Annotated in this window: 22 protein-coding genes and 1 tRNA gene; 14 read left to right on the top strand and 9 right to left on the bottom strand. The window is 46.1% G+C overall.

All coding sequences use genetic code 11. The annotated features are described in order from the left end of the window. Positions 1-12 precede the first annotated feature (12 nt). The 4 genes from S2091_RS17280 (at position 13) to cysE (ending at position 3,928) form a co-directional block, all read left to right on the top strand. Positions 13-1,194: an ABC transporter permease gene (locus S2091_RS17280; protein WP_105533201.1), complete on the top strand. Its 1,182-nt coding sequence runs from the start codon at positions 13-15 to the stop codon at positions 1,192-1,194. Then, a complete protein-coding gene (locus S2091_RS17275; RefSeq protein ID WP_165795017.1) occupies positions 1,194-2,348 on the top strand; it encodes an ABC transporter permease in 1,155 nt (384 codons plus the stop codon). The genes S2091_RS17280 and S2091_RS17275 overlap by 1 nt, the downstream gene beginning before the upstream one ends. A 45-nt stretch (positions 2,349-2,393) precedes the next feature. After that, positions 2,394-2,915, top strand: a complete 522-nt coding sequence (locus S2091_RS17270; protein ID WP_105533199.1) for a hypothetical protein — start codon at positions 2,394-2,396, stop codon at positions 2,913-2,915. A gap of 275 nt (positions 2,916-3,190) precedes the next feature. Beyond that, positions 3,191-3,928 (top strand): serine O-acetyltransferase, encoded by a 738-nt coding sequence (gene cysE / locus S2091_RS17265; RefSeq protein WP_105533198.1) that lies wholly within the window; start codon positions 3,191-3,193, stop codon positions 3,926-3,928. Positions 3,929-4,066: 138 nt separating this feature from the next. Here the strand turns inward: cysE and S2091_RS17260 are convergent, their stop codons facing one another. Next, on the bottom strand, positions 4,067-5,500 hold the full coding sequence (locus S2091_RS17260) for an amino acid permease (protein ID WP_105533197.1): 1,434 nt from the start codon (positions 5,498-5,500) through the stop codon (positions 4,067-4,069). A 474-nt stretch (positions 5,501-5,974) separates the two neighbouring features. Between S2091_RS17260 and S2091_RS17255 the strand changes: the two genes are divergently transcribed. Continuing rightward, a complete protein-coding gene (locus S2091_RS17255; RefSeq protein ID WP_105533196.1) occupies positions 5,975-6,808 on the top strand; it encodes a serine hydrolase in 834 nt (277 codons plus the stop codon). A gap of 37 nt (positions 6,809-6,845) precedes the next feature. On the opposite strand, the gene S2091_RS17250 is transcribed toward S2091_RS17255, so the two are convergent. The 7 genes from S2091_RS17250 to S2091_RS17220 form a co-directional block, all read right to left on the bottom strand. Continuing rightward, positions 6,846-7,067, bottom strand: a complete 222-nt coding sequence (locus S2091_RS17250) for a DUF6500 family protein (protein WP_243405471.1) — start codon at positions 7,065-7,067, stop codon at positions 6,846-6,848. Positions 7,068-7,157: 90 nt separating this feature from the next. After that, positions 7,158-7,496, bottom strand: a complete 339-nt coding sequence (locus S2091_RS17245) for a DUF1801 domain-containing protein (protein ID WP_243405470.1) — start codon at positions 7,494-7,496, stop codon at positions 7,158-7,160. A 124-nt stretch (positions 7,497-7,620) separates the two neighbouring features. Beyond that, positions 7,621-8,457 carry a UDP-2,3-diacylglucosamine diphosphatase gene (locus S2091_RS17240; RefSeq protein ID WP_105533194.1) on the bottom strand — a complete coding sequence of 279 codons (837 nt, stop codon included), beginning with the start codon at positions 8,455-8,457 and terminating at the stop codon, positions 7,621-7,623. 7 nt (positions 8,458-8,464) lie between these two features. After that, positions 8,465-8,953, bottom strand: a complete 489-nt coding sequence (locus S2091_RS17235; RefSeq protein WP_105533193.1) for a peptidylprolyl isomerase — start codon at positions 8,951-8,953, stop codon at positions 8,465-8,467. Between the two features lie 64 nt (positions 8,954-9,017). Continuing rightward, positions 9,018-9,809 carry a peptidylprolyl isomerase gene (locus S2091_RS17230; protein ID WP_105533192.1) on the bottom strand — a complete coding sequence of 264 codons (792 nt, stop codon included), beginning with the start codon at positions 9,807-9,809 and terminating at the stop codon, positions 9,018-9,020. 59 nt (positions 9,810-9,868) lie between these two features. After that, positions 9,869-11,110 (bottom strand): L,D-transpeptidase family protein, encoded by a 1,242-nt coding sequence (locus S2091_RS17225; RefSeq protein ID WP_105533227.1) that lies wholly within the window; start codon positions 11,108-11,110, stop codon positions 9,869-9,871. 35 nt (positions 11,111-11,145) lie between these two features. Next, positions 11,146-12,303, bottom strand: a complete 1,158-nt coding sequence (locus S2091_RS17220; RefSeq protein WP_105533191.1) for a nuclear transport factor 2 family protein — start codon at positions 12,301-12,303, stop codon at positions 11,146-11,148. Between the two features lie 263 nt (positions 12,304-12,566). Here S2091_RS17220 and cysS point away from each other — a divergent pair, with 263 nt between their 5' ends. From cysS to S2091_RS17170, 9 genes are all read left to right on the top strand, one after another. Beyond that, on the top strand, positions 12,567-13,952 hold the full coding sequence (gene cysS, locus S2091_RS17215; RefSeq protein WP_105533190.1) for a cysteine--tRNA ligase: 1,386 nt from the start codon (positions 12,567-12,569) through the stop codon (positions 13,950-13,952). 4 nt (positions 13,953-13,956) lie between these two features. Beyond that, positions 13,957-14,595: a DNA-3-methyladenine glycosylase family protein gene (locus tag S2091_RS17210; protein ID WP_105533189.1), complete on the top strand. Its 639-nt coding sequence runs from the start codon at positions 13,957-13,959 to the stop codon at positions 14,593-14,595. Positions 14,596-14,728: 133 nt separating this feature from the next. Further along, a complete protein-coding gene (locus S2091_RS17205) occupies positions 14,729-15,703 on the top strand; it encodes an acetyl-CoA carboxylase carboxyltransferase subunit alpha (RefSeq protein ID WP_105533188.1) in 975 nt (324 codons plus the stop codon). Positions 15,704-15,792: 89 nt separating this feature from the next. Next, entirely contained in the window at positions 15,793-17,160 is a 1,368-nt protein-coding gene (gene tilS / locus S2091_RS17200) for a tRNA lysidine(34) synthetase TilS (protein WP_105533187.1), read from the top strand. Positions 17,161-17,327: 167 nt separating this feature from the next. After that, positions 17,328-18,725, top strand: a complete 1,398-nt coding sequence (fumC, locus tag S2091_RS17195) for a class II fumarate hydratase (protein WP_207769738.1) — start codon at positions 17,328-17,330, stop codon at positions 18,723-18,725. Between the two features lie 224 nt (positions 18,726-18,949). After that, the gene (locus S2091_RS17190; RefSeq protein WP_105533186.1) at positions 18,950-20,203 is read left to right on the top strand and encodes an aspartate kinase; all 1,254 of its coding nucleotides are present in this window, start codon (positions 18,950-18,952) and stop codon (positions 20,201-20,203) included. A gap of 92 nt (positions 20,204-20,295) precedes the next feature. Beyond that, a tRNA-Ser gene (locus S2091_RS17185) sits at positions 20,296-20,389 on the top strand. A gap of 775 nt (positions 20,390-21,164) precedes the next feature. Then, positions 21,165-22,709, top strand: coding sequence for a sensor histidine kinase (locus S2091_RS17175; RefSeq protein WP_105533184.1), 1,545 nt, complete (start codon positions 21,165-21,167; stop codon positions 22,707-22,709). 133 nt (positions 22,710-22,842) lie between these two features. Further along, positions 22,843-23,661: a substrate-binding periplasmic protein gene (locus S2091_RS17170; RefSeq protein ID WP_105533183.1), complete on the top strand. Its 819-nt coding sequence runs from the start codon at positions 22,843-22,845 to the stop codon at positions 23,659-23,661. A gap of 80 nt (positions 23,662-23,741) precedes the next feature. Here S2091_RS17170 and S2091_RS17165 read toward each other — a convergent pair whose 3' ends face one another. Next, the gene (locus S2091_RS17165) at positions 23,742-24,971 is read right to left on the bottom strand and encodes a porin family protein (RefSeq protein ID WP_105533182.1); all 1,230 of its coding nucleotides are present in this window, start codon (positions 24,969-24,971) and stop codon (positions 23,742-23,744) included. Between the last annotated feature and the right edge of the window lie 10 nt (positions 24,972-24,981).

Here is a 24,981-nt window from a genome sequence, read left to right as displayed (position 1 = left end):
GACATCGCAGTTATGACATCGTTTACCCGCGCTCTTCAATCCGAGCTGGCGCACCTATGGAAAAATCCGTGGGATCTGGCCATGATCAGTTGGGTTCCGCTCTTGGCCGTGTGGCTGGTATGGGCTATTTTTAGTCAAGCCATTCCAACTCATCTGCCGATTGCGGTGCTTGATCTTGACCATAGTTCGGCATCGCGCCAACTTACCCGCATGTTGGATGCCACGCCGGGCCTCTCAGTTATTGCCGAAGTCACCGATCCGGCGGCTGCACAAACCTTGTTGCGACGTGCCAAGGTAATTGCAGTGGTGGAAATACCCGACGACTGGATGAAGTCCATCAAACAGGGCCAATCGCGTCCGGTTCATGCGTTGTATAACGCCCAATTTGCCAACGCTTCCGGTTTGGTCACGCGAGACATTCGTACTGTTGTCGCCACGTTTTCAGCTGGAGTAGAAATTACCGCCCGCAATAAACGCGGCGAATCCATACTGGCAGCGCAAGTAAACATGGAGCCGCTGCGTGCTGGGCTTATTTCGCTCTACAACACCGCCTTAAATTACGAGCAGTTTTTAACCGTTAACCTGGTTCCAGCTCTCTTGCATATTTTTGCCATGACCGCCGCCGTCTGGACGGTTGGCCGGGAATTACGCGACGGCACAGCGGGTCACTGGATGGTGGCCACGCAAGTCAACTCCTTTCGCCAAATGTGCGCCGCCCTATGCGCAAAACTGTTACCCGGTATTGTTGTACTCGGCTTGATCGGTTCCGGTTTTTTTATTTTCCTGTTGCTGTTTCGGGGCTGGCAACCAACTGGGTCTTTAGCCATTGGCATTGCGGCACTGTGGCTCATGCTGATTTTATATAGCGTACTCGGCGCATTACTAGTCGGTCTGCTGCGGAGTTTGCGCATTGGATTATCGGCGGTCGGTTTTATTACAGCTCCCGCTTTCGCCTTTGCCGGAGTTGCTTTTCCGGTGATGGGAATGCCAGCGCTGGCGCAGCTCTGGGCCAACATTTTGCCGTTCTCTCACTACATTCATTTGCAAACCCGCTTATGGCAACAGGCGGCTCCTGTTTTGACCATACTGCCGACCCTGTTTTTTATGTTACTGGCAAGCAGCATCATTCTCGTGGTCGCCACGTTTGTCACACGTAAAGCGTTCCTGCAAGCCGATTGCTGGGGGAAGCGATAGTGCGTCTGTACTGGTCAAGTTTAAGCGCTTTGCTGGCCGACAAAGGCGCGTTATTGCTGCTGGTTGGTGCGGTGGTTCTGTATTCGTTTTTTTATCCGCTGCCCTACCAGAATCAGGTGCTGCAACAGGTTCCTGTCATGATTGTTGATTTAGATCAAACCAGTCTGTCGCGCCAGATTGTGCGGTTTGCCAAAACTAGTTCAAAACTGGACGTGCAGGAAGTGGTGATGGACGAAGGTGTTGCTCAGCAAGCGATGTGGCAAGGTGATATTCAAGGGTATTTGATACTGCCCAAAGGCATGCGCGAATCTGCGGTGCGCGGCAAAAAAATTGTCTTGCCGATCCTGGGTGACGGAGCTTATTTTTTACTCAATAAAACTGTTTTGGCGGGATTTGCAGAAAGCGTGGGAACCCTGTCGGCCGGCATAGAAATGAAGAAACTGCAAGCCGCCGGGCAGCATAAATTACAGGCTGATGTGAGTCGCAATCCGGTTACGCTCACCATGCAGGCGCTGTATAACCCGACGGAAGGTTACGGCGGTTATATTGTACCGGCGGTGGCGGTGGTGATTCTTCAACAGACTTTTTTAATCGGATTGATGCTGTTTATCGGTCTGCTGGCCGAACGCGGTTCTGTGTTAAACCAATTAGGCGTGACAAAAATCAGCGATGTCGTCAGTGTGCTTTGCGCCTTTGCTACTCCCGTATTTTTGCAGGGTCTGTACTGGTTTGGCTGGGTATTTTGGTGGAATGATTATCCGCGACTAGGCACGACGGAGGCATCTAGTGTATCTGCCGTGCTTCTGTTACTGCTGGTTTTTTCTCTCACCTTGGCACCGCTCGGCTTACTACTGGGGATGTGGTTTAGCAACCGGGAAAGAGCTATGCAAGTCATGCTGTTTACCAGTATTCCCATGGTGTTTTTAGCCGGTTTTGCCTGGCCCGCCGAAGCCCTGCCAGAATTTTTACACTGGTTTCGCTTGTTATTGCCCACGACACCGGGTGTGCAGGGCTTTTTGAAAGTTAATCAGTTCGGCGCCAGTCTGACCGATATCTGGCCAGAATTTTTACACTTAGGTATTATGGCTTGCGTCGGCTGGAGTGCGGTATTATTTGCCGCCTGGCGCAGTTTAAGGCTTTCTCCGCAACATTAATGTTGCCCCTAAATTATTTAATGTTTTGCTAATGTGAATTGAATCATGAATAAATTACGTTTTTTATTGATTTCTTTATTATGTTTTGCCGCATGTTCAGTGCATGCTATGTCGCTATTTGATTTGCGTGCAGACGCGTTAATGGCGCGTTTGCCTGAGCTGAAAAAATCATTGAATTTAAATGCCAATCAACAAATTTTATGGCAGCAAAGCGAAGCTAAAACAAGAAGCCTGATGCGTGCTAAAGAGCTGCGCCGGATTAAATTGGATGATTTAGTACGCGAAATGGTGCAAACGCCGAATGTGGAATTGCGTGATATTGACGCTAAGTTGGACGGTGAAAGGCAGGCCGCACAGTTGGAAGATCAGCAGAGCCATGAAACTTGGTTGACGATGTTTGATGCTTTGGATGATAAGCAGCGCGTGCTAGTACAGGAATTTTTGTATGAGCAACTAATGCGCTCAGGAAATGAAGAGAAATCATCCGCGGATAGCCCTGGCACTACTTCTCATAAGGGGCGTGGAGCGCGTAACCCAGCTGATTTGAGTAAGCCAACACAGTTTTAAGTCGTTTTAATATCCCCCAATTTTTGAATTTTTTAACGTATTTAATGGCATTCAATGCGATAAAAAAAGTCATTTTTCGACAGTATATTAAATACCCAACGTCTTTACTTATCAATGTGATGATATTTAAATAAAATACCAGGGTATTTTAAAAAATGATTTGTTAAATCAATTCGGAAACAAAAGTGGCATTTTAAGCGACTAGTGCCAAGCGGAATTGTAGCGGACAAGGTAATATGCTGATCCGAATTATTTTTCTTACATAGCCCTTATTCATGTTTAGCCGCCTCCGAGAAGACATCCAAAACATCATGCGACGCGACCCCGCTGCTAGAAGCGCCTGGGAAGTGCTGACCTGTTATCCCGGTTTGCACGCGATTGTCATGCATCGTTGGGCACACTTTTTTTGGCGGCATCAATGGTATTGGTTGGGGCGATTTACTTCTCATATTGCGCGTTTGTTAACCGGAATTGAAATTCACCCGGGAGCGACAATCGGTCGTCGAGTTTTTATCGATCACGGCTTTGGTGTGGTGATTGGTGAAACTGCGGTGATTGGCGACGAATGCACGATTTATCAGGGTGTAACGCTGGGCGGTACTTCTTTATCCAAAGGCGCAAAACGCCATCCGACGCTGGAGCGTGGCGTGATTATCGGCGCGGGTGCGCAGGTGTTGGGTGGTTTTACCATTGGTGCCGAAGCTAAAGTGGGATCTAATTCGGTGGTAGTCAAAGCCGTGCCGGCAGGTGCTACAGCAGTGGGTAATCCGGCGCATATTATTACCAAGCAGGCGGGTGAGGATGCCGTAGCGCGGTTTGCTGCTTATGGTGTCACGGCAGGTGGCGATGACCCTGTTTCTAAAGCACTGCATAAATTAATTGATCATGCGGCGCTGCAAGAGCAGCAAATTCTCAGTTTGCAATTGGCCTTAAAACAGGCTGGCATAGTCTGTGAAGAAAAAGCCAGCCAGGAACAATTTGATCCAGAACAGTTGAATAAGCTAGTTGAGTAAACTTGTTGGGTGGGCAGGGTTTTGTGCCCACGCGTTACTTTCGATTAATAATATTCTCACACAATCCATTGTTTATTAGAGGTTACGCGTGGGCACGAGGAAACCGTGCCCACCCTACGCAAAGCAGCCAAGTAAAGATCAGTCAGCTTTTTTCTCTAGCTTTGAATGATGCATGCTGTAGCAAAAATAAAATATCAAAGCGAACGATAGCCAGGCAGCGAACAAGATAAAGGTATGCGTTGGTAGCCCCACGATAAGGTAGGCGCAAAACAGCACGCTTAAAATTGGCACCAGCGGAAACAGAGGTACTTTAAAGCCGCGCACTAATTCCGGGCGGGTACGTCGCAAAATGATCACCCCAATCGAGACGATACCAAACGCCACCAGCGTTCCCATGCTGGTTAAATCGGCCAACACATCTAACGGCACCAGCGCCGCCGCAATGGCCACCAGAGTCCCGACAATAATTGTGTTTTGGCGCGGTGTTTGGGTGCGAGGATCGACCTTGGCAAAAATTTTTGGCAGCATACCATCACGCGCCATCGCAAATAAAATCCTGGTTTGACCATACAGAACCACCAGCGTGATGCTGAAGATAGAAATGATCGCGCCCATCGACAAAATCATCGCTGGCCAGGCTGCGCCAGTAATGCGTCGCAAGATATGCACCAGACCCGCTTCGTTGCCGCTAAATTCTGTATACGGTTGCGTGCCAACGCCCACCAATGCCACCAACACGTACAGTGTCGTCACTATCGCCAGTGAAAATAAAATCGCTAATGGCAGCGTGCGCTTCGGATTTTGCACCTCTTCGCTGGCTGTTGAAATCGCATCTATCCCGATATAAGAAAAGAAAATACTGGAAGCCGCCGCGCCCACGCCGCTAATCCCCATCGGCATAAAGGGGTGCAGGTTAGTTGAGTGGAACGCGGTCATGCCGATCAAGATAAACATGATCAGTACCGCGATTTTAATCACCACCATAATCGCGTTGGCACGTGCGGATTCTTTAGCTCCCCGCATCAATAAGGCGCAGCACATAAACACCAGAATCACGGCAGGTAAATTAAATATCCCGCCATTTACTCCCGGTGGATTGGCAATTGCGTCCGGCATGCGCATGCCCAATACATCGAACGATAATTCATTCAAATACTGTCCCCAGCCCACCGCAATTGCCGAAGCTGAGATGCCGTATTCCAGCAGCAAACACCAGCCGACCAGGTAAGCGACCATTTCTCCCATGGTCGCGTAAGTGTATGAATAAGAGGAGCCGGAAGCGGGGATAGTTGAAGCTAATTCGGCGTAACACAGTGCGGTCAGTCCAGCCGTAATTCCGGCAATGATGAAAGACAAAATCACGCCCGGCCCAGCCTTTGGAACGGCGTCGCCAAGTATCACAAAAATACCGGTTCCAATGGTCGCGCCCACGCCTAGCATCGTCAATTGAAATAGGGTGATGTTACGGCGCAAGCTGCCGCCAGATTCTTCTTCATGCGAGAGCAGGGCTTCGATAGGCTTGGTGCGTAGCATTCTTGCCATTAGCGAGATTGGCGTTGTTTTTGTGGACATATGCATGCGATGTGTTTTCGAAAAATCATGCCCACGAAAAGGTTGGGCTGAATTGGTGAGGAGGGCGGGTAGGCCGAAAACGCCAGATTTTAATGCGTGATTGAAAATTTAGATAGAGCTGAAAAGACAATTGGCACACATAAACAAATTGTCATTCTGCGTAAGGATGATGTTATTGGTTTATTAGGCTTCAATTTATATACTCCCCAGTTTTTTGAAATTATTTAACCTATCGAATAGCGTACAGAAGTATAAAAACAGCAAATTCCAATAGTATATTTTTACCTCAATATATATAAATGCTGATTTAATGACATTGGTGAAAATATACTTAGGTATGCCAAATTGGCTTTTTTGAAAATATTTAACAAAAAACGAAATATTGTTCAACGGAAAGCACTTGAGACGCGTTAGAATCAGCAGCGCGACAACTTTTGGCCGCGATAACTACTGATTTACTGATTGGCATTCAAGATGAAACTCATCAAACTCTCCGCGGCTTGTTTACTCCTCATAACGACCTCTGCATTTGCCTTGCCGTTTGGCTCGCAATCGGCATTAGTGATCGACGAAAATAGCGGACAGGTTTTGCTTGAGAAAAATGCCGACAATGTGGTGCCTATCGCTTCATTAACCAAATTAATGACCGCCATGGTGGTGATCGATGCCAAGCAAGATATGGAAGCACCGATCAGCATTGATGAGCAAGATGTGGACGTTATTAAACACAGCACTTCGCGGGTTCCGGTCGGCGCGACTTTACCGAGAAAAGACGTGTTGCAATTAGCTTTGATGTCGTCGGATAACCGTGCTGCCGCTTCTTTGGCGCGTACTTATCCGGGTGGCATAGTCGCTTTTGAAGCAGCCGTGCACGCCAAGCTGCTCGCCTTGGGCATGACCCACACCACAATTGAAGAACCAACCGGTTTATCATTCCATAACACCTCAACTGCATCCGATTTAGTGAAAATGGCATCGGCTGCGTCGCAATACACTGATATCACCCGCATCACCACCGACAGCCGCGACATGATTAGTATCAAAGGTCGCCAAGTGGAATACCACAACACCAATGGTTTTGTCGGTAAAAAAGGTTGGGATATTATGCTGTCAAAAACTGGCTACACCACCGAAGCAGGACGCTGCATCATCATGAAAATTAAAGCAGCTGGTAAAAACGTGATTATGGTGCTCTTGAACGCGGGTGCAAATTCAACCCGCAATAGAGACGCCATGAACGTGCGCCGTTTCGTGTCAGATGAAAAAGTCGCCGTGGTAAAAACACGCCATAACAAGCAACGCGCTTAGTTCGCAAACTGCTTATTAGAGCGACTTTGTGCTGGAATTAAAGCGTCTCTTCAGCAAGTTTTTTAATCTTGATTGCCTTTTCAAAATGATCTAACTGGTGGGTACTAATCCACCAAGTTGCCGCTTCCATCAGGCGTGCCGGATCATCATTCTTGTTCGCGAAAAAGGCGTAAAACGATAATCCAACATCGGAACCTTTTTGCGCTACTTTCTTATCGCAAACTTCAATTATTTTTTGTTTTAAAGCAGTATTCATCATTACTTTTCTTTATTGGTGATTAAGTGCGGAAATCATAGTTAATGCGCTGATTTTTGAGTAATTTCCCATTTTTCGTGACGCTAGATAGCTCTAGATGTGACGCAGCTTACGCTCTGCGACGGAGCCGACGATTAGTTGTTCCAGTACGTTAAGATCAATTTCGCTTAGCTGACGAACGTATAAGCATCCCTTCCCCCTCTTATGCTTGCCAAGTCGCTCAAGAAGCTCGTCTTGCCCAGGGAAATCTGCGACCAGATAGATACTAATGTCACCTTTTCGGGATGAGAAGCCTGTCAGGCACGAATCGCCTTCGCGGCCACTTTCATACTTGTAGTGATAGCTGCCAAACCCGACTATGCTTGCGCCCCACATCTTCGGCGGTTCGTTGAGTGCCTTGCTAATCAGTTTATTTAAGGCGGTACAGTCCATGCGTCTTGCTTCGTCTTCAATGGCTGAGAGATAGCTCTCTACGCTCGCATCCGTAGCCTTGGTTTTGTTTTCCTGCATGGCCGCTCCTTGTAAATGCTTAAGTAACTTATTTTTGCAGCTAATTTTAATGACTCGTTACAGGATTCCCAAGCGCGTTATAGCGTTGCAGGCTGCCATCGGCTTGTAGCGCCAACCAGTCGCCACGTAAATGTCCGCTATCAGTATCTCTGTCCCAGTCGGATAGCACATAACGTGAATTTCCCTCGTCCCGGTGTAATGCCGGACGATGTGTGTGCCCATGAATCATGGTGTGGGTATTACTGCTGGCGAATAGTTTGCTCACCGCCTCAAGATTCACATCCATAATCATCTCTGAGTGTTGCATCTGTTCTTTTTGATGCAATTGACTTTGGCGACGCATGGCGCTGATCAGTGCTTTGCGTTCTGCTAACGGGCGCGCCAAAAATGCTGTTTGCCATTCTGGTTGACGTACCTGTGCGCGGAAAGTTTGATAAGCGATATCGTCGGTGCAAAGTTGATCGCCGTGGGTAATCAAGTAACGTTGAGAGTTGTATTCTAGTATGTGTGGGTCGGTGAGTAACGTTGCGTTAGTTGCGGCGGAAAATGCATTGCCAACTAAAAAATCACGGTTGCCAGCCATCCAAAATAAGGCCACGCCAGCATCGCTTACGCGTCGTAAAGCTTGCGCAATTTGTTGCGGAAAAGGGGAGCTTAGATCGTCATCACCAGCCCAGTACTCAAAAATATCGCCGAGCAAATAGAGTTGTTCTGCTTTAGTGCCGTGTTGTTCTAAAAATGTCAAAAAGGCGGCGGTTGTGGCCGGCATTTCAGCTTGCAGATGGAGATCAGAAATAAAAAGCGCGACCGCTTTGGGTCGCGCTAATTGATCCGCATCTTGATTTGCAGCTTTAGAAGCCGCTTTAGATGAAGAGTCGCTCATTGCATGCTTAGATTACTTCAGCCTTAATAATCACAACATCTTCAGCTGGTACGTCTTGGAACATGCCGCTACGGGTAGTTTTGACAGATTTGATTTTATCTACGACATCCATACCTTCAATAACGGAACCGAATACACAATAGCCCCAACCATCTTGACCTGGAAAATCCAGGAAGCTGTTGTTGGTCAGGTTAATGAAAAACTGAGCGGAAGCGGAATGAGGGTCAGAAGTACGTGCCATGGCAAGTGAATACTTGACATTTTTCAAGCCATTTTTTGCTTCGTTTTCAATTTGGTCATTGGTCGCTTTTTGTTTCATACCAGGCTCAAAACCGCCGCCTTGGATCATGAAGCCATCAATAACGCGATGAAAAATGGTGTTTGTGTAGAAGTCATCAGCAACATAGGCTAAAAAATTAGCGACTGTTTTAGGCGCTTTTTCTGCGTCTAATTCAATTTTGATGTTGCCATGGTTAGTAGTAAGTAAGACGGCCATGATTTCATTCTTTCATAGTGGTTTTAATGAGGGTTAAAAACACCCGCATTGAGTGGGTATTGGGTTAATTCGTTTGTGGTGCAGTTTGCGGTGTTGCTGGTTCAGTTGCAGGTACTGGAGTCGTCACTGCAGGTACGGCAGATGATGCTGTTTGTTCCTCGATTGATTTCGGTTTTATATGTGTTTTAAGAATTTTGGCAGATAAAACGATAATTGGTTTTCTAGGCAGATTTTGGTTTTCACCAACCGCATCGGTTTGCACTACTTTAATTTGATTTACCACATCCATGCCTTGAATCACGCGGCCAAATGGCGCATATCCAGCGGAAATCAATAAGGCTTGAGCGCGCGGCAGCGTTTGAAGTTTTCCATGACGCGTAAATTGTACTGGGTCACCATCAGGCAACGTCATCGGATTTAAAAAGTCATTATTTGCGACATTAATAAAAAATTCTGAAGTAGCTGTATTCGGTTTTTCTTCGCGTGCCATTGCAATAGTGCCAATATCATTTTTAAGACCATGATCTATCGCCATTTGTGCTTCTAATGGAATAGGGGCATTCATTTTCTTTTCTTTTAAGTCTTTACCCATTCCGCCACCTTGAATCATGAAATTATCAATGACGCGGTGGAAAATAGTGCCGGTGTAAAAACCACTTTTTACGTACTGTAAAAAATTTTTAACGGTTTTAGGCGCAGCATCCGGATACAGTTCTAGAACGATAGTTCCTACGTTAGTTTTTAATTCAACCTGCGGTGCAGAAGACGCTGGTTCGGCAGCCAGACAGGCGGTGCTAAGCAATAAACCCGACAATAAAGTTACTACAGGTAGACGCAAATAAGAACGTAGTTGCATGATGGCTTCTTTCAGTAGGTGGTTGAACTTAAACAAAGTTGAGCTTAAATAAGCTGAACTTAAATTACGCCTTCGAAAATAATTTTCCAACGATTTGCTTCTTTTGCCCAATACTGGCGTTTTCGAGTCACATTACGATTTTTTCCATAACGTGATTCTTGGGTAAACGTGCTGACCAACATATTACCTTTGCCCGGGTAATTAAATACTGTTACGTCACTTAATTTAATGCTGATATCTGCTGCGCCAGCAAATAGAATTTGTTGTTTGTCAAACCAGACCGGTAGACTTTCGCCTTGGGCATTTTTAAAGCTGCTTGAGTAGTTACTCAGCCAGCGTTTGCTGCTTTTGCTTTCTACGTCCAGGCGCCAATCATTAATTAATTTTGTGGCCAGATCGCGTTCAGCATTCCATTTTGACAGCGTAATAAATTCAACTTGCTCGCTAATGACAACAGGTGTTTTGCCGATTTCTACCGTTTCAGATAATTTTTTCAGATCCGGGTTAGTCAGTACCAGACAACCGTCAGAATCAAGGGGAGGGCGGCTGAAACTGTTGGATGGCGTGCCATGCAGCCAAATGCCAGAGCCGCTGCGCCCATTTACCTTATCCCATTCGTTGGGATAATTAATCGGCAACGCGCCCGAGCCATAAAAATCAGATAATTTGGCGCCCGGTACATGGCTGGTGATGTAGTACACGCCAAGCGGAGTTTTTTGGTCGCCGGCTTTACTTTTTTCTACCCCTAATTTACCTTGGGTGATGTAGTAATCCGAAATGAATTTGAGATGTCCGGCCTGATTTTCATACACATATAAGCGTGAGCGCTTGGCATCAACTACTAAAACGTGTTTCTGGTCATCGCGAAGTTGCAGAATCGCCCTTGGAATTAGCTCGGGGTTTGGTCTTTCACTTAATGATTTAATCCGCGCCCTGGCTTCATCGCGTAATTCTTTCAGCTTATCTGGCGGTGCATTTGTTGCGGCACCAAATGTGGAGACTGGGAAGCTATGCATCATCAGCAAATCACCCCGAACCAAGTGGCCTAAGCGAAACGTCGGGTAGGCCTCTACCAATTTGTCAGCCAGAGCTTGCGCTGAGTTTAATTGGTTCTGAGCCAGCAATTTATAGACTTCAATCAGCATTGCATCCGGGTCTGGCGTTAATGCGGATGCTGGCATTGCTACCGCCGTTGGGCGTGTTGGCGCAGGCTTTGCTGGCACAGCGGCGGCGACACAAACGAATGCGCAGCAACTCACCGCCAGCAGAGCAAATTTGGCGCTATTTAACTTGTTAGACATCACTTGATCGCTACTCTTAAAAACAAAACTACGCATTAGCCACCTGTCCGCTCCTGCGCGATTTGCCATTTACCGTCTTGTTTGTTCAGCACTAAGGTTTTACGACTATCTGCTTTTAACTGATCGGAATTGTAAATTTGGCGGAATTTAACCGTGGCGGTATTGCCGTTAATGGCAACTTTTGGGGCATCAATTTTTACGCTAATATGGCCTTTACCTTCAATCCGTACCCGACGATCTTCTGCCCAGGTTTTACGTGTTGAGCCTTTAGGTAATTGGAAATCTTTGCTGTAAAAAGCTAAATAAGCGTTGGTGTTTTTGTCACTCCAGGCGGCAGCCCATGCGTCAACTACCTTCAGGACGTCATTTTGGCCTTCATTGCTGGCAACGGCTTTAGGTTCCGGCTTAGTTGGTTCTGCTTTTACCGGCTCGACTTTAGCTGGCGCTGGTTTGGCTGGTTCCAATTTAACAGGTTCTAACTTAGCGGGCTCTACCTTAGCAGGTTCTGCTTTAGCCACAACTGGCACAACTGGTTTAGTAACGGTCGCTACAGTGACGGGAGCTGTTGGAGTTGGTTCGCTTTTAGCGCTACTGGCTTTAGTCGGTAAGTTTGTGATCGGTTTAGCGGCAGCGACAGTGGTTGGTGGAACTTTGGTGCTGGTTGCAATTGCGCTATTAGTGTTGGTAAATAAGTTACGTATTAATGTTAATTTTAATTTGGCGCCGGTATTGCCAGAGTCAAGTTGCAATGCTTTATCGTAGGCTTGACTAGCTAATTTGGCGTAGATGTCACCTAAATTTTCATGTGCTGTGCCGTAGGACGGATTGGTGCGTATTGCCATTTCCAGTGCTGCACGGGCTTTGTCAAATTGGTTGCTTGATGCAAACAGTACCGCTAAATTATTGTAAGGTTCCGGCAGATCAGGATAATCCTCGGTGAGCTTAGTAAACACTGCGATCGCTTCGTTGGTTTTATTTTGCTCGGCAAAAATCAATCCCTTCAAAAAACGCATTTGCGCATCTTTGGGATGTTGTACCAAATAAGCGTCTGCTTTTTGCATGGCTTCAGGTAGCTGTTTGTTCTGAATTAATTTGTTGACATCCGCAGAGTCATCCGCCCAGGCAGATGAAGTTAGCGCTGCAATTGCCAGGCTAAGTGCTATAAACCAGCTACGTGTATGTTTACTTGTCATTTCGGTCGCAATGTTAGAGGTGGCTTCAATGTTATACTTAGTGTCCGCTTTTTTTGGCTTCCCTGCAAAGGCAACATATTATCAAAGAAGTGGGGAGAATTTGTTAGATTGTTGCGAAGAGCAGGTCTTTATATGATTGTTTTATATAAATTACATGATCTTAGTGAAGTTGAAAGCCTTATTTTGTCTGCAATCTAATTACAAGCTGATTAAAGCAAATCCGTCAAACCCGGTAATTCATTTCAAACCATCCATCTCAATACATGAACGCTCAAAAAATTTATAACACGTTGGCGCGTGAGAAACAAACATTTACTCCAATTGAACCAGGCAAAGTGCGCATGTATGTGTGCGGTATGACGGTCTACGACTACTGCCACATTGGGCATGCGCGCGTCATGGTGGTGTTTGATATGGTGCAACGCTGGTTGCGCGCTTCGGGCTATGAAGTCACTTATGTGCAAAATATTACCGATATTGATGACAAAATCATTACCCGCGCAGTAAAAAACGGCGAATCTATTTCTGCCTTAACTGGTCGCTATATTCAATACATGCGAGAAGATGCGGCCGCTTTGGGCGTGCTAGCGCCTGACCATGTGCCGCTTGCTACCGGCTATATCCCGCAAATGCTGGGTTTGATTGAAAAACTCCAAAAGAACGGTTTGGCTTACCAGGGTACTGACGGCGATGTGAATTTTTCTGTGCGTGATTTCCCTGGTTACGGCAAATTATCCGGTAAATCACTGGATGATTTACGTGCCGGTGAGAGGGTGGATGTAAATTCAGGCAAACGTGATCCACTTGATTTTGTTTTATGGAAATCAGCGAAAGAAAGCGAACCAGAAGAAGTAAAGTGGGATTCGCCTTGGGGGCGTGGCCGTCCAGGCTGGCATATTGAATGCTCGGCCATGGCGGGGGATATCTTGGGCGAGCAGTTTGATATTCATGGCGGTGGACAAGATTTGCAGTTCCCGCATCATGAAAATGAAATTGCCCAATCAGAAGGCGCGCACCAGCATCAATTCGTTAATTATTGGATGCACAATGGTTTTGTGCGAGTTGATAATGAGAAAATGTCTAAATCATTAGGCAATTTTTTCACGATTCGTGAAGTTTTAAAAGAATATGACCCAGAAGTGGTGCGCTTTTTTATCTTGCGCGCACAATATCGCAGCCAAATTAATTATTCGGATGCTAATTTGGATGACGCAAAAGCCTCACTCAAGCGTTTATATTCAACATTAAAAGAAGTGCCGGCGGATCCGCTGCCGTTGGACCTGAGTGAAGCCTTTGCTCAGCAGTTTTATAGCGCCATGTACGATGATTTTAATAGCTCTTTAGCAGTAGCTGCCTTGTTTGAATTGGCCACTGAAGTGAATAAAACCAAATCGGCGGCGCTGGCCCGGCAATTGAAGTTATTGGCTGGAATAATTGGATTTTTACAACGTGAGCCGCAAGAGTTTTTGCATGCGGGCAACGAAAATGGGATGGCAGAATCCGAAATCGCTGCTAAAATTGCAGACCGGACGGCAGCCAAGCTAGCCAAAAACTTTGCAGAATCTGACCGTCTACGTGCCGAATTATTGGCCAATAACATCATATTGGAAGACAAGCCAGGTGGCATAACCGAATGGCGCCGAGCATAATTGCATGATTATTCAACCACACCGTGAATTACCCGCCTACTGGGAGCAAGCCAAGCAAGAATTAATGAAGCGTGACCGTATCATGCGTAAATTAATTCCTCAATTTGGCGATTTGCACCTTGCTGGCCGTGGCGAGCCCTTTCTTACTTTATGCCGTTCCATTATTGGTCAGCAAATTTCCGTTGCCGCAGCAGATGCTGTTTGGGGGCGGTTTTTAGCTGCCTGCACCAAATGCACGCCGGTTAATGTGCTGAATGCCGGGTCAGAACAATTATTAGCCTGTGGCTTGTCTAAACGGAAAACCGAGTATATTCTCGACTTAGCCGAACATTTTAAAGAAAAACGGGTTCACGTTGAAAAATGGGCGGAGATGGACGATGAAGACGTTATTTCTGAACTTATACAAATTCGTGGCATTGGGCGCTGGACAGCGGAGATGTTTTTGATATTTAATCTGCTCCGGCCAAATATTTTGCCGTTGGATGACCTCGGTTTATTAAAAGGCATCAGTATTAATTATTTTTCTGGTGAGCCTGTGTCACGCAGCGATGCGCGTGAAGTGGCCGCTAATTGGGAGCCATGGCGTACTGTGGCAACGTGGTATTTATGGCGTAGTTTAGATTCGGTTGCGGTAGAGTATTGATCGGGCCGCAACTAAGTCGTAACTAAGTTTTAAAAAATAAGAGTGTGCTTTTTTTAGTTTGAATTAGTTTAAACAGCAAGCCAACTTAGAATAATTTAGCAGTAGTGTTAACCGCTGCATTGAGGGAGTTAGGATGACCAAAACAACATTTTTGAACTTTGAACAATCTGTCGCTGATCTGGAATCAAAAATAGATGAACTGCGCTTTGTGCAAGACGATTCAGCAGTAGATATTTCAGAGGAAATTGATCGTCTTTCCAAGAAAAGTCAGTTATTAACCAAAGATATTTACGCCAAGCTAACTCCATGGCAGGTTTCACAAATTTCACGCCATCCGCAACGCCCTTATACCCTCGATTACATCAACGAAATCTTCACCGACTTCCATGAATTGCACGGCGACCGCAGTTTTGCGGATGACCAGGCGATTGTTGGCGGTATGGCGCGTTTTAATGGCCAGGCATGTATGGTTATGGGACATCAAAAAGGCCGCGACACTAAAGAACGCGCCTTGCGCAATTTTGGTATGCCTAAGCCGGAAGGTTATCGCAAAGCGATGCGTTTGATGAAGCTGGCTGAAAAATTTAATTTGCCTATTTTTACTTTCATCGACACCACCGGCGCATGGCCAGGAATTGACGCGGAAGAGCGCGGTCAATCGGAAGCGATTGGGCATAATTTATACGTCATGGCTGAACTCAAAGTGCCACTTATCGCTACCATTATTGGTGAAGGCGGATCTGGCGGCGCGTTGGCAATGGCAGTCGGCGATGCTGTTTTGATGTTGCAATACGCGACTTACTCGGTGATTTCTCCTGAAGGTTGCGCATCCATTTTATGGAAAACTTCTGAACGTGCTTCTGACGCAGCGGAAGCCTTAGGCTTGACGGCGCACCGTTTGAAGGCAATGGGTTTGATTGATAAAATCATTAGCGAACCATTAGGCGGCGCACATCGCGATCCTAAACAAATGTGCGTCTTGGTTAAGCGTGCGTTGGCCGATACTTTGCGTCAATTCCAAGGTGTAAAAACACAAGATTTACTCACCGCCCGCCATGAAAAATTAATGAGCTACGGTAAATACAAAGAAACTAAAAGCGCTGAGTAAATCATTCGTTTTTGTTGGTAACTAGTGGGGCAGGTTAGCGCGGAATACAGTCTGCGCAACTTGCCTCTCTTCATTTTAAGAGCAGAATAATGCAAGCACGTTTTGAACTCGCACTGCGCAGCATATTGGCTGACGTACCAAGCCAATCTGATTTGCGTGTGGCCGTTGCCTATAGCGGAGGCCTGGATTCGGCAGTGCTGTTGCAGCTCTGCGCGGCGTATACCAAACAAAATCCAATCCAGTTAATGGCTTTTCATGTGCATCATGGACTAAGCCCGAATGCCGATGCTTGGGTTACTCATTGCCAGCAGCAATGCATTGCTTTGGATGTGCCATTTGAGGTCGCGCATGTGCAACTTGGCCGTACTAATGACGAAGGTGTGGAAGCCGCAGCGCGCAAAAAACGTTATGCCGCATTGGGTGAGCTATGTGAGCGTCACCATGTTGATATCATTCTCACTGCGCATCACCAGGACGATCAGGCGGAAACCATGTTGCTGCAATTGTTACGCGGCGCTGGTGTGGCAGGTTTGTGCGGTATGCAGCAATGCCATCGTGCGCCGGGATTGTTAGCGAATACCAGCGTGTTACTTGCGCGCCCGTTGCTGGATTGTACGCGTGCGGAGCTGGAAGACTACGCAGTGCAACAGCATGTGCAGCATGTGGAAGATGAATCAAACTCGGACGCACGGTATACGCGCAACGCGTTACGGCATCAGATTATGCCGCTATTGGCGCAGCATTTTCCTGCCTATCAAGCGCGATTTGCCCGCACTGCACAGCATGCGCAATCGGCTCTGTATTTGCTGGAGCAATTGGCCGAACAAGATTATGCGCATTGCCTGAGCAGTTTTGGGGCGGCTAATTTGGATGTGCTGCAACTACAGCAATTACCTGAAGCGCGGATTGATAATGTATTGCGGCATTGGATAGCCTTACATCACGAGCAAATGCCGAGTACTGCGCGCTTGGCTGAAATTCGTAAACAGTTATTGCATGCGCGAGATGATGCGCAAGTTAGTGTTAAACACGGTGACATTGAAGTGCATCGTTATCGTCAGCAACTCAGCATTGCGACTTGCGCGAAACCTACTCCTTATGTGCAAAATTTTAAATGGCAGGGCGAGACTAGTATCGCTTTTCCGGCATTTTCAGGCGTCATGCATTTCGATTCGGTGTTGCCTGACCAGCCTGGAATAGATCGCACCTGGTTACTTGCGCAGCAGTTGGAAATGCGCCCAAGGCAAGGTGGTGAACGCTTAAAACTAGCCGTTAATCGCCCAACCCGCAGTATGAAAAGCCACTATCAAACTAGCGGTATTCCGTATTGGCAGCGTGAAAGATTACCGTTTATTTTTGTTGGCACTGAATTGTTATTTGCCGCCGGGATAGGTGTGCATGGGGATTTTCAAGTCACAGAAGCAGAGTGTGTAACTTTGCGCTGGCAGGCTGATTAAAGAGGTAAGTTGGAAATTTTTGGCTAGAAAGTTATTGGATCGGTTAATTTTTTTAAAAAACAGGGGGCGTAACTGTTTTCGGCGATTGGCGCGCTAAAAATACGGCAATCAGAGCATAAATTGGCCCCATCGACTATCATCTTTTTATATATAGAAGGAGAAATATCATGAGCACAATGCGCATAGAGTCTGATTCGATGGGACAAATTGAGGTGCCAGCCGATAAATATTGGGGAGCTCAAACCCAGCGGTCAATAGATAATTTCCCGATTGGCGTTGATCGTTTTAAATGGCAGTTCCCCATTATTCGCGCCATGGGCATCCTGAAGAAATCGGCGGCACTCGCCAACGGTGAATTGGGGCAGTTGCCAGAGCCGTTGCTGGCGCCGATTGTGCAAGCGGCGGATGAAGTTGTGACGGGTTTGCTGAATCAGCATTTTCCGTTAGTCGTGTTCCAGACCGGCTCTGGCACTCAGTCAAATATGAATGCCAACGAAGTAATCGCCAATCGTGCAATTGAAATCATGGGTGGTGTGCTCGGTTCTAAAGTGCCGGTGCATCCGAATGATCATGTCAATTGCGGGCAGTCGTCGAACGACACTTTTCCGACGGCGATGCATATTGCGGTGGTATCTGAGCTACTGCAAACCCTGTTCCCCAAAGTAACTGAGTTGCGTAATACGCTGGCTCATAAAGCTGACCTGTTTAACCTGGTAGTGAAGACCGGACGCACCCATTTGCAAGACGCAACCCCGATTACACTAGGGCAGGAAATTGGTAGCTGGGTCGCTCAAATTGATTACTCACTCGCCACGCTCGAGACGATGATGGCCGGTCTGTATGATCTGGCTATTGGTGGCACCGCGGTTGGCACCGGATTGAATGCGCATCCGCGCTTTGGCGAAGTCTGTGCCGGTCATATTGCTGCCATTACGGGCTTCCCGTTCCGATCATCATCCAACAAATTTTTCTCATTATCCGCGCACGACGCATTGGTCAGTACTTCAGCTGCCTTGCGCACGCTGGCCGGCGCATTGCTGAAAATCGCCAATGACGTGCGTTGGTTAGCTAGTGGGCCACGCTGCGGTATCGGCGAAATCAAGATCCCAGAGAACGAGCCCGGTTCTTCTATCATGCCCGGTAAGGTTAATCCAACTCAGTGCGAAGCATTGTCGATGGTCTGCGTTCAGGTGTTTGGGAATGATGCGGCAACAGCTTTTGCCGGTAGTCAGGGTAATTTTCAGTTGAATGTGTATAAGCCGGTGATGGTGCATAACGTGTTGGAAAGCATTGGTTTATTGGGTGATGCTTGTCAGGCATTTAACCTGCATTGCGCCGTCGGGATTGAGCCAGATTACGCCGTGATTCAGCGCAATCTGGATAATAATCTGATGTTGGTCACCGCACTCAACCAGCACATTGGATACGACAAGGCCGCTAAAATCGCCAAAGCCGCTTTGCATGAGGGAAAGACTTTACGTGAAGTGGCGCTCGCAATGGGTTTGGTTTCCGGTGTTGATTTTGATCTATGGATGGATCCCATCAAGATGACTAATGTGAAATAAAGGTGTAAATCAAAGGAATCACCGGATTATTGCCATAAAACAGCATATTCTTCGGTTTATTAATCGGGATCAACAAAATCCCTTAATACTATTCCGTTATAAGCATATTTAATGCACAAACTAGGCTTGTTATTTTGCGTTGCAGCATGTAGAGTTGGGAGCTGTTTTTTTGCTTCGACTGCTTCAACTTTTCGCCTTATTTTGCATTCACCTATACCTACACTATGGCTTTAATTGTACAAAAATACGGCGGCACTTCGATGGGCTCCACCGAGCGTATCAAGAATGTCGCTAAGCGCGTTGCCAAGTGGCATGACGCGGGCTACCAAATTGTTGTGGTTCCTTCCGCAATGTCTGGTGAAACCAACCGCATTCTCGGCTTAGCCAAAGAAATTTGCGAGCATCCAGATCCGCGTGAACTCGATGTTATTGCCTCAACGGGCGAGCAAGTATCAGTCGGTTTATTAGCCATAGCACTACAGGCGATTGGTAAGCAAGCAGTATCTTATGCTGGCTGGCAAGTTGCTATTAAAACCGATGCATCGCATGCCAAAGCGCGGATTGCCAGCATTGATGACGCTAAAGTCCAGCGTGATTTAGACGCCGGAAAAATCGTTATCATCACCGGCTTCCAAGGTGTCAATGAGCAAGGCGACATCACGACACTGGGCCGAGGCGGATCAGATACCTCTGCCGTAGCCGTAGCGGCCGCGTTAAAAGCGCAAGAATGTATGATCTTCACCGATGTAGATGGTGTCTACACTACCGACCCACGCGTGGTGACGGAAGCGCGCCGGTTACGCACGGTGACGTTTGAAGAAATGCTGGAAATGGCATCGCTCGGTTCCAAAGTGCTGCAAATTCGTTCTGTTGAATTTGCCGGCAATTACAAAATGCCGACCCGAGTTTTATCGTCATTAACTGACCCATTAATACCGCTGGAAATTGAAGCAAAATCCGGCACACTGATTTCGTTTGAGGAAGATACCCATATGGAGCAAGCCACAATTACTGGTATCGCGTTTAATCGCGATGAAGCAAAAATCACCGTGTTTGGTGTACCTGACCGTCCAGGTATTGCCTATCAAATTTTAGGTCCGGTAGCCGACGCGAATATTGAAGTGGATATGATTATCCAAAATCAATCAGTTGAAGGTAAAACCGATTTCACCTTTACCGTGCCACGCAATGAATATACTAATGCGATGGAAGTCTTGGTAAAAACGGGCGTCCAGAATCATATTAGCGCTACCGGCATTATTGGCGACGCTAAAGTCTCCAAGGTATCTGTGGTTGGCGTTGGTATGCGCAGCCATGTTGGTATCGCTTCGCAGATGTTCCGCACCTTGTCGGAAGAGGGCATTAATATCCAAATGATCTCTACTTCTGAAATCAAAATTTCTGTATTGATCGATGAAAAATACATGGAGTTGGCAGTACGCGCTTTACACAAGACATTTGGACTAGAAAATTCATAAATTTTTTAGATTTCCTCTTGACCAACAGCAGGTGAGAAGCTATTATGCATGTCTTCAAACGGTGCTTGATAAAAACACAGTTTGAAGAGAGTGGAGACCTGGCCGAGTGGTCGAAGGCACTTCCCTGCTAAGGAAGCATGCGGGCTTAACCCTGCATCTAGGGTTCGAATCCCTAGGTCTCCGCCAGATATACGTTTCAAGCAATAGCGAGAAACCTCAAAACCCGCATAAACCTAGTGTTTATGCGGGTTTTTCGTTTTTGGAAATTTCAATCAGTATCTTGATAGCCTAATTTTTCAGGGCAGCTTTAGGGCTATGTCCTGATGTACTTTAGAAAAATCCCCAATATGCCGAAGCTTGTTAATCGCTTCCCTGATATTCACCTTAGGGGCAAGTATGATTGCAAATAGATCAAAGTACGATAAGCGTTTCGGCTTGGCCTCGGAAACCGTGTTTTTTTGATAGAGTTAGTCGCAGGTAGTGGTAAAACACATTTGCACAAGAAAACGCAAATCTGAAGAAGTCAGGCTTTGAATGAATGTGGAATACCTGAATAAATATAAAAACACGCATTTTAATTATGTTGATTTTATAAAATAGTTCAACTTTTTATAAAAAGACATTGCTAAATGCAATACCTCGATGATACTCAAAGAGTAATCGTAATTCGTAGCGACGTTCGATTGATTTTTTGTGCGGTGTTAAAACTTTCGACGCATCAGCTTGGATATTCGTATCACTAAAATATACAAAAAAAATCTGCAATATCAATCTTAAAACCGGCGAAGTAGCGTTATTTTATGCAACGCAGGATTATCCAGCTGTCTTGCGATGGGTTGCCGCCAAGGATGAGAACGGCAAACGCGTTATATATTTGATCAACAATTTTGCGCTCAAGCTAGAATTAATCTCGGTACTTTACAGGTAAGGTTGGCAAGTCGAATGGAGATATTAACCCTCTATGCATCGTATTTACCTACGTTTGATTGCCATATTTGTGGTGATCGTGACTGTTGTGTTGACGATATCAGGCACATATTCTCAATATAAGCTAAGCGAACGATTAGAGATGCGCGATAGTCAGTTGCGCCTAAGCGTGTTGGCGCGATTGCAGATTAGTTTGCCGCCGGCGCTGTGGAATCTCGACAAGTCCAAAGTCGATAGCTTACTGGAGTCGGAGATGATTGCGCCGGAAGTCGAGGAGATTCGCGTCTATGATGCCGATGGCAGCAATTTGTTCAGCGGGAAAATTCGCAACGCGGTGGGAAAAATTGTCAATGTCAACACAAATATCCCCATGGAAGATTCAAAAGTTAGTGCGTCACTGGCGTACACGACTCCTGATACAAATAACCGCAATTCCGAAAATAAGGCAGCCATAGGTCATATCGAAGTCAAATTCAGCCGGGCACCAATTAATGCGGTGCTGTCTGCGGAACTGAAGCATAAAATACTGGAAATTTTGGCACTGGACTTGATTCTTGTCGTGGCATTGTCATTTAGCCTGCGTATGGTTTTTGTGCCGCTGACGCAGTTACGCGATAGCCTGAATGATCTCGCTACACATGAAACTGAAGAGGTCGAGGAACTTCCTGAGAATAGGCGCGATGAATTTGGCGAGGTTGCCGGAGGTTTTAATCGGATTCAACGCAAGCTAAAATCAACCATCGAAAACACAAGACAAGCTGAGGATGTAGCAAGGCGCGCTTCAGTGAGCGCTGAACAAGCGTTGCAGAATTTACGTACGGCGCAAAATTCTCTGGTGCAGGCTGAACGCCTTGCTTCGCTTGGAGGTCTGGTAGCAGGTGTCGCACATGAAATAAATACACCGCTAGGAATTACATTAACAGGTGCTTCCACCTTGCAGGAGGCAACTGAGCTAATTCAAACTGCCATGAATACGGGAAATATCAAAAAGTCCGAGATGGTTCGTTATCTCGAAACCGCCATCGAAAGTTCCCGACTTATATTGGGCAATACGCATCGAGCCGCTGAATTAATTCAAAGTTTTAAGCAAATTGCTGTTGATCAAACTAACGAAATAAAACGGCCCTTCAACGTAAAAGAATATATTGAAGAAGTGCTGATGTGCCTGGCTCCCAAGCTAAAAAAAACCAAAATTCAAGTGAGTGTGAATTGCGCGACAGAGATTGAACTCAACACCTATTCGGGTGCGTTCGCACAGATTTTGACTAACCTCATCATGAATGCATTGACGCATGCCTATGAAGTTGATGATATCGGTCATATTGATATCAACGTCCAGATGCTGAATAGCGTTCTGGAATTAAGTTTTTGCGATGACGGAAAAGGTATTCCCGCTGAATATCTGGGTAAGATTTTCGATCCTTTTTTTACGACTAAACTCGGAAAAGGAGGCTCTGGGCTTGGGCTTAATATCGTATATAACTTAATAGCGAAACAATTGGATGGTTCGATCATTGTAGAAAGCGTGCTGGGAAAAGGTACTCGTTTTATTATCAGGATTCCATGCTCGCGACCCTGACAGAAGACAATCTGATCACACGAAACCCTACGCTGCTTTATCACGGCGTATACCAATAGCTGACGAGAAACTAGTTGAGCAATTTACTGGTTTTACTGTCGGTATCTGTACCAGGTTTTAATTAAATATTAAGATGAACTTATTTTTTAGATGCATTTTATTAATGCTTGCCAACAGTCTATTAAGCGTAATGTGCCATGCTGGCGCTGTCACTAATGATGCGCAGGCCCAGGATCAGTTGCCACGCGTGATTGAAATGTGTGATGGCATTGATGAGTGGCCGCCCTACATGTATTTTAAACGTATCAATGGTGAGAAGAGCAGTGAAGTTGTTGGCTATGCCTTTGATTACGTATCACGCATACTGGCGCGCAAGGGAATCAAGGCAACTATAAAATTGATCCCTTGGAATCGTTGCGTGGCAGAGGTCGAAAGTGGAAAGTATGCGATGTTACTCGATGCATCGAACAGCGAGGAACGTGACAGAAAGTTCTTTGTAAGCCGAACCTACTACGAAGTGCATTTAGTTTATTTCTATGACCTTAGCCGTCCTAAGCCTCAAATTAATTCAGTCGCTGACTTGAAAAAATTTAGATTATGCGGAGTGCTTGGTTATAACTATGCCCCATTTTTGCTTGAACCGGAAAACATTGATACGGGCGCAGATGGCTATGACAAAGTGATGGCTAAACTTAAGTTAAATCGTTGTGATGCAGTGCCGGATAGACTTGAAGTTGCAATTGGTTTTAAGACTATTGGGGAATTAGATTTTATTGGAAAAAACATTGCTTATGACTTTATACCCGGAGTGAAAAGTTTGTCTTACCATATGCTGATCAGCCGTAAATTACCTTACTCGCACAAATTAATAGAATTAATAGACGAAGGAATTGTTGAAATAAACGCGCACTCTGGAGCGGCAGATTTGGCGGAAAAGTATGGGTTGCGCTAGAGGGGATTGAGTCAATAAAATTATATCGCCGCCCCGCATTCAATAATCGTTTTTATGTTTGTCGATACCGACCCCATTCATTAAAATACGCGGTCATAACTGACCCGGACTACATTAACATTCCCACCGGAGGTATTAGTAGTATCCCAATTGCGGTCAACCTGCGTTTTGATGTCGCTACTGGAATCAATGTCATATCGCAAAGTCAACGAAGCACGTTTGTATGCAAATTCATCAGATGGCGTATAAGGACTGCTATGTTGAGTGAACAGGGCGTAATTAACAAACGGCGTCCATTTTCCCAAACGGTATCCAACACCAATTGTAGATGCAGGGTCGGTTTGTTTGGCTTGCACCGAACCATAGTCGCGGGTTAGTTGTGTCACCTCAGACAACATAAACCAAGTATCAAAATCAAGGTTAACTGCCAATCCGTAAGCTTCTATTTTCGATGCTGAGTCAAGCCCTTGAGGAATATTGATTGCTAATGTATTGGCTTGGAGGTAGACCAGCCTGAGTGTTAGCGGGCCATTATTAATTTCTGCATCAGCGCCCACAATATTGTTCCAATGGACATCTGTATCGCCGGGATTAGTATAGAAAGCCGAATACCCGAGTTTTTCTCCACCGCTATAAATGCTGGAAGTGAAGTTGGTGTTTCCGAAGCTGTTGGAGTAACGCAAGCTGGCGCCGTCATAGTTGGTCGCTTCCCATCCATATAATTCTGGTGGCACAGCAACCCAAGGAATCGCAAAACCGACATCTTGGAACGGCGAATAGTAATACAAAGGGATACGCTGACGACCGACATGAATTTCCCAATGATCATTCAACTTGTAATCTACGTAAGCCCACTGAATATTAGGATCGTTGTCGGTCCCACGAACGGTAACTTGACCGACAAAGTTAAACTGCGGACTAAAGTCATACTTAATCTGCACCCCGGCGTGTGATTCGGGTTTGAGTGAAAAATTGGGGCCATATACCCCTCCATTGGAATAGTCGGCATAGTAACAAGGGCAATTAACACCGATTAATTGAGTCGGACCACCACTGGCAATATAATTCGGTGGATAACTGCCGTTAAAAATGTTTCCGCCGATAACAGATAAGAATCCGGTAACGTGAAAATTGGAGCCTGTATCGGGAATTACCGGACTTTTCGGATCCATCGGCGTTTCTGTCGCAACGTTGTCTGTTCCAGTGGGTGTTGGAGCATCTCCGGCATAGGACAGCAATGGAAAAATACTAATTAAGGAGGCTACTATCAGGTTAGTCAGCTTAATAGATATTATTTTTTTGTTCATCATAATCGTGTCC

The sequence above is a fragment of the Solimicrobium silvestre genome, assembly GCF_002976435.1.
In the GTDB taxonomy this organism is placed as follows: domain Bacteria; phylum Pseudomonadota; class Gammaproteobacteria; order Burkholderiales; family Burkholderiaceae_D; genus Solimicrobium; species Solimicrobium silvestre.
Note: the sequence above shows the minus strand (reverse complement) of the source record. Positions and strands in the feature narration are given on the sequence as shown.

Coding starts and splice junctions, on each gene's coding strand:
- S2091_RS17280 (WP_105533201.1), top strand. CDS start 13: ATGACATCGTTTACCCGCGCTCTTCAATCCGAGCTGGCGCACCTATGG.
- S2091_RS17270 (WP_105533199.1), top strand. CDS start 2,394: ATGAATAAATTACGTTTTTTATTGATTTCTTTATTATGTTTTGCCGCA.
- cysE (WP_105533198.1), top strand. CDS start 3,191: ATGTTTAGCCGCCTCCGAGAAGACATCCAAAACATCATGCGACGCGAC.
- S2091_RS17260 (WP_105533197.1), bottom strand. CDS start 5,500: ATGTCCACAAAAACAACGCCAATCTCGCTAATGGCAAGAATGCTACGC.
- S2091_RS17255 (WP_105533196.1), top strand. CDS start 5,975: ATGAAACTCATCAAACTCTCCGCGGCTTGTTTACTCCTCATAACGACC.
- S2091_RS17250 (WP_243405471.1), bottom strand. CDS start 7,067: ATGATGAATACTGCTTTAAAACAAAAAATAATTGAAGTTTGCGATAAG.
- S2091_RS17245 (WP_243405470.1), bottom strand. CDS start 7,496: ATGGACTGTACCGCCTTAAATAAACTGATTAGCAAGGCACTCAACGAA.
- S2091_RS17240 (WP_105533194.1), bottom strand. CDS start 8,457: ATGAGCGACTCTTCATCTAAAGCGGCTTCTAAAGCTGCAAATCAAGAT.
- S2091_RS17235 (WP_105533193.1), bottom strand. CDS start 8,953: ATGGCCGTCTTACTTACTACTAACCATGGCAACATCAAAATTGAATTA.
- S2091_RS17230 (WP_105533192.1), bottom strand. CDS start 9,809: ATGCAACTACGTTCTTATTTGCGTCTACCTGTAGTAACTTTATTGTCG.
- S2091_RS17225 (WP_105533227.1), bottom strand. CDS start 11,110: ATGTCTAACAAGTTAAATAGCGCCAAATTTGCTCTGCTGGCGGTGAGT.
- S2091_RS17220 (WP_105533191.1), bottom strand. CDS start 12,303: ATGACAAGTAAACATACACGTAGCTGGTTTATAGCACTTAGCCTGGCA.
- cysS (WP_105533190.1), top strand. CDS start 12,567: ATGAACGCTCAAAAAATTTATAACACGTTGGCGCGTGAGAAACAAACA.
- S2091_RS17210 (WP_105533189.1), top strand. CDS start 13,957: ATGATTATTCAACCACACCGTGAATTACCCGCCTACTGGGAGCAAGCC.
- S2091_RS17205 (WP_105533188.1), top strand. CDS start 14,729: ATGACCAAAACAACATTTTTGAACTTTGAACAATCTGTCGCTGATCTG.
- tilS (WP_105533187.1), top strand. CDS start 15,793: ATGCAAGCACGTTTTGAACTCGCACTGCGCAGCATATTGGCTGACGTA.
- fumC (WP_207769738.1), top strand. CDS start 17,328: ATGAGCACAATGCGCATAGAGTCTGATTCGATGGGACAAATTGAGGTG.
- S2091_RS17190 (WP_105533186.1), top strand. CDS start 18,950: ATGGCTTTAATTGTACAAAAATACGGCGGCACTTCGATGGGCTCCACC.
- S2091_RS17175 (WP_105533184.1), top strand. CDS start 21,165: ATGCATCGTATTTACCTACGTTTGATTGCCATATTTGTGGTGATCGTG.
- S2091_RS17170 (WP_105533183.1), top strand. CDS start 22,843: ATGAACTTATTTTTTAGATGCATTTTATTAATGCTTGCCAACAGTCTA.
- S2091_RS17165 (WP_105533182.1), bottom strand. CDS start 24,971: ATGATGAACAAAAAAATAATATCTATTAAGCTGACTAACCTGATAGTA.